The organism is Fusibacter sp. (genome assembly GCF_057447755.1).
In genome coordinates this window covers 1-4,905 of sequence record NZ_JBVBZF010000263.1, presented here as the reverse complement: position 1 = coordinate 4,905, position 4,905 = coordinate 1, and the positions used below count along the sequence as shown (strand labels likewise).

Sequence of the window (4,905 nt, the reverse complement as noted above, 5' to 3'; positions counted from 1 at the left end):
TCTAAAAACATGAATCACCATCCCTTTAATTTATTTTGGAAGATTTGCCATCATAATCGTTGCTAATGAGAAGTAAATGGTCAAACCTGTTAAGTCAATCGTCGTTGTAATAAAGGGTGCAGATGCAACTGCAGGATCAATGCCCAGTTTCTTGAAAACCAATGGTACAAGTGTACCAATTGCAGCAGCAGTGGTCATATTCGCCCACATGGCGATGCCCACGATAATGGCAATATGGTACTCCGCTTGCATAAAGTAAGCAGCAGTGGCCACCAGAAGCGAACAGACAATCCCTACAAAGATGCCAACTGAGATTTCATGTATCAGGGTTTTAAAGATCCCAATCCCTTCAATGGCATGCGTCGCAATATTTCTAACAGTAATCGTTGATGACTGGGTACCAACATTCCCCCCCATACCTGCAAGCAAAGGCATAAATAATGCTAGAGTCGCATTTGCACTGATGGTGGTTTGAAACGAGGTCAAGACGGTCGCTGAAAGAAGACCACCGAAAATAGTGATAATGAGCCAAGGCAGTCTAGAGGTTACAGAATTCTTAACACGCTCAAAGAGTGTATCGTCATTTTCATAGATTTCATCTTCGTTTGTACCTGCAAATCTGAAGATATCCTCTGTTGCCTCTTCTTCAATGACATCTAGGATATCGTCTACTGTGATAATTCCCAGCATGACGTTGTTATCATCCACAACTGGAACAGCTAGTAAGCCGTACTTTGTTACTATTTTCGCAACAGCTTCCTGGTCATCATGAATATTAACCGTAATGAGGTTTTCATTCATAATGGAATCAACCGCTTTATTAGGTGGTGATATGATCAATTGTCTGAGAGAAATAACACCCACGAGTCGATCTAAATCATCTGTGACATAAATATAGTAAATGGTCTCTGCGTCAGGGGCAATTGCTCTCAGTGTTTCGATTGCATAGTATATAGAGTAATCTTTTTTAATGGAAACGAAGTCCTTAGTCATGATACCACCAGCGGTATCCTCTTCATAGATAAGGAGTTCCTTTACATCTTCTGCATCTTCATAATCTAGGAAAGCGATGATTTCCTTTTGTCTGCTTTCAGGCAGTTCAATCAGTTTATCAACAATATCATCCTGGCTCATGAGGTCAAGTAAAGTGACCTTTTTTTCATAGGTCAAGGCTTTAATTAAACTACTGAAATCCTCGGAGTTGATTTGTTCAAGTACTTCTGTTGCCTTTTCATCCGATAAAAGACCAAATACCTGCGTTTGATCATCAACTTCAAGATTCTCTAGGACTTCTGCGATATCGGCGGCGTGCATGTTCTCCAGGTAATTGTGTAATTCTATATCCTTTTTCTGTTCTAATAGTTGTTCAATTTTATCTAGGTATTCGTAAAACATTAAAAGTCCCATACGCACCTCCTATTTGATCGCATTTTTATATTTCTAACGCAAGATAAGGTAAGTTTATTCAACTTACCTTAAATTGCTTTATTCATGGTTACAAATATTATTCCTTATAACCCAAATTTTTTAATATGCCTTGATTGTCTCGCCAACCTTCTCTCACCTTAACCCAGAGTTGTAGGTTGACCTTCATATCAAGTAAAACTTCAATGTCTTGTCTTGCACTTTTGCCGATGCCCTTGAGCTTACGGCCTTCCTTGCCAATGATAATCCCTTTATGTGATTTTTTTTCGCAGATGATATCTGCTTCGATGTCACAGATGGGCTTATCTTGTCTGAACTTCATACTTTGAACTTCAACCGCTACACCGTGAGGAATTTCATCATCGATGTATCTTAATACCTTCTCCCTGATAATCTCAGAAACAATGGTTCTTTCTGTTTGATCGGTTAAGAAATCCTTAGGATACAAGGGTGGACCTTCTGGCAATTCTTCTTTAATCGCTTCAACAAGTTCTTTGACCCCCTTCGCATTAATCGCTGAAAGGCCAATTATTTTCTTTATAAAATCAAATTTAGAATAAGTTTCGTATATTGCCTTGAATTCCTCTGGTTTAAGCAAGTCCACTTTGTTGATCACTAAAATAACTTCTGCTTTAGCTTCAGTGATAAAATCCAACAAATACTGGTCTCCAGGACCAATTTTTAGTGAATTATCGACCATAAGTATTACAACATCCACATTTGCAATGGCACCTTTTGCACTGTTGACCATAAAGTCACCTAACTTGCTCTTAGGACGATGGATACCTGGTGTGTCCACAAAAATAATTTGAACTTCATCATCTGTGTACATTGCCGTTATTTTATGACGTGTTGTCTGAGGTTTATCAGACATAATTGCGATTTTTTCACCAATCACATTATTCAATAGGGTCGATTTACCGACATTGGGTCTTCCTATGATGGTGACAAAACCTGATTTAAAGGACATGCATACCTCCGTTATTTATACCAGTTTACTTGATGTCTATACCTGTAAAAGACTTAGGCAATAGGTCATCAATTTTATAGACTTCATAATCATAATCTTTTGCCACTATGATGTCAATATCTTTTCCAAATTCAACAATGACTTGTCTGCATATTCCACAAGGATATGTAAAATCCTTACTAGACGAGACCACTGCTATGGCCTTGTAATCTTTATAGCCCTCTGAAATCGCTTTAAATATGGCTGTACGTTCTGCACAGTTGGTAGCGCCAAAAGATGCAATTTCCACATTACACCCTGTAAAAACTTCTCCGGTTGTCGTTAATAAAGCTGCCCCTACCTTGAATTTTGAGTAAGGCACGTAAGCTTTTTCCATTGCCTCATAAGCGCGTTCAACTAATTCTTTATAATCCATGTCTTCACCTCTTTAATTGTCTATACCACTTATAGCCTTAGTACCCGTTTCCATAATTTGAAACCATGTAACACCTGGATTTAATAAAATTTCCTTGTCATCAAGTGTATAGAACCTTGTCAGTGAGCTGGCATCCTTCTTTTCCCATTTAATTGGAAAAGTCTTACCTGCTGTATAAAAGTCACCATTACCTGATCCTACTAAATCTACCTGGAGTCTTCCTTCAGAATCCAAAACCTTTGTTTTTGCATACTGTACAATTACATTAGTCGATGTTAACTGGACATCTGAGTTTTCATCTTTATGGGGTCCATTATTAGTATATCTATAATAGAGATGATCTTCATTGTTATATTTATACGAAGTGGTATAGCCAACCTTGTCCGTTTTGGTTGGTTCTTTGTAAACGCATTTTATACTTGTGGCATCTTCACCTTCTGGCACTGTAAATTCAGTGTAGAAGGATAAAAATTCAAAGTCAGGTTGAGATCTATATTTCTTTGACGCAGCGTCTTTTAAGAGTACTTCAGATGAAGTGTACATGTTGTGGGGAATTTTCTTGTGGCTTTCTCGCCAAAAGGCACCACTTGAAAGACCATCGATATCAGCCATCTTATAGGACTTGATCTTTGCAAGTGCATCCATAGAGCCACCAACGTGTACATAAAAAGGATCGTATTCAAGTGCTTTTAATAAAAAGTAGGGTCTTGCACTTCTCACAGGACCTATGTGTTCAGGGCGTTGGCTGTAGAAAACGGCCATATACCGAGTAATCCTACCCTCTGCTAAAAACTCATACATAATGTCAGCTTGTTCGATGGCAGCTTGTGGCCTTGCAGAAAATTGATTGTCTAGCATTACGACGATGGGTCTGTTGTCTTTATCTTCTTCCTTTATATAAAGGCCAGTAAGTTTATTGATCACCATTCCAGTCGTATCTAAAGTCTCATTTGATTCATCTTCAACAACCTCAGTTGACACTTCTGAATCCACTTCTTTAGGTTCAGTAGATTCAGGGACGACAATTGGAACAGGTGTTGTATCCACTTCAACAGCTGCCTTGTTTTGACAACCACCTAAAATCAAAAGAAGAATTACAAATAGAATATACCTCGTTTTTTTCTGCATTTTTGCCTCCGATATTTTATTTTATGATTTGAAAACGGCAATTTTTCTAAAGATTTCTTTTTCCCTTGCCCTCATTTCATCTTTCTCTTCCTCTTCCATATGATCATAGCCCAAAAGGTGTAAAACGCTATGAACCACCAGATAGAGAATTTCACGTTCAAAGGTATGGCCGAAACTTTCAGCCTGTTCCCTTGCCTTTTCAAGTGAAATGACAATATCACCCAAATATATATAGGGCTCATCTATACCCTTGTCCTTGATGGACTCATATTGGGGAAAAGATAAAACGTCTGTTTCAACATCCTTATTTCTAAATTCAGAATTTAGGGCCTTAATGCGTTCATTATCCACGAAAAGGATGCTGATTTCACCATCGACTTCAATTTTTTCATGCTCGAGTACTGTATCAATGGCTTTTAATATCTGCTCGTTTAAAGTAGATACCAAAACCTCATCTGTTTCATTTGTCAGTTCAATATCAATTTTCTTCTTTTTTGTCATTTTCAAGATCCTCACTGTCATTTGAGAGATTTTCATTAAAAGACTCTTTGGATATGTTTGTCATATCAATTTCTGGATAGACAATACGCTCATGGAATATACCACCTAGAACTTTTACAAAAGACCTTTTTATTTGCTCAATTTCTTTAAGTGTAATGTTGGAATTGCTTAATTGATCTTCATTTATCTTTTGACCAACGATTTTATCTACCAGATCTCCAATTGCATCCTTTGTGGGATTCTCAAGCGTTCTAACGGCTGCTTCTACCGAATCTGCAAGCATAACAACAACGGCTTCCTTGCGAACGGGCTTTGGCCCATAATACAAGAACTTGGTGATATCAACGGCATTGTTCTTGGTCTTTTCTTGATGATAAAAATACTTAATGAGTGACGTTCCATGATGCTCTCTAATAATTTGAAGGATTTCTTCTGGCAGTTTGTTTTTTTCAGCTAATTCAACTCC

6 protein-coding genes are annotated in these 4,905 nt (G+C 37.8%); all 6 read right to left on the bottom strand.

Annotation, left to right across the window (positions count from 1 at the left end; genetic code table 11):
- Positions 1-30: 30 nt before the first annotated feature.
- Positions 31-1,407, bottom strand: coding sequence for a magnesium transporter (gene mgtE, locus AC220I_RS18075; protein ID WP_486725267.1), 1,377 nt, complete (start codon positions 1,405-1,407; stop codon positions 31-33).
- A 97-nt stretch (positions 1,408-1,504) separates the two neighbouring features.
- Complete coding sequence (gene era / locus AC220I_RS18070) at positions 1,505-2,395, bottom strand: GTPase Era (RefSeq protein ID WP_486725266.1); 891 nt, start codon at positions 2,393-2,395, stop codon at positions 1,505-1,507.
- A 25-nt stretch (positions 2,396-2,420) separates the two neighbouring features.
- Positions 2,421-2,810, bottom strand: a complete 390-nt coding sequence (locus AC220I_RS18065; RefSeq protein ID WP_486725265.1) for a cytidine deaminase — start codon at positions 2,808-2,810, stop codon at positions 2,421-2,423.
- Positions 2,811-2,822: 12 nt separating this feature from the next.
- Positions 2,823-3,938: a DUF3048 domain-containing protein gene (locus tag AC220I_RS18060; RefSeq protein ID WP_486725264.1), complete on the bottom strand. Its 1,116-nt coding sequence runs from the start codon at positions 3,936-3,938 to the stop codon at positions 2,823-2,825.
- 21 nt (positions 3,939-3,959) lie between these two features.
- A complete protein-coding gene (ybeY, locus tag AC220I_RS18055; RefSeq protein WP_486725263.1) occupies positions 3,960-4,439 on the bottom strand; it encodes an rRNA maturation RNase YbeY in 480 nt (159 codons plus the stop codon).
- On the bottom strand, positions 4,417-4,905 hold a 489-nt coding region (locus AC220I_RS18050), incomplete at its 5' end, for an HD domain-containing protein (protein WP_486725262.1). The genes ybeY and AC220I_RS18050, both read right to left, overlap by 23 nt.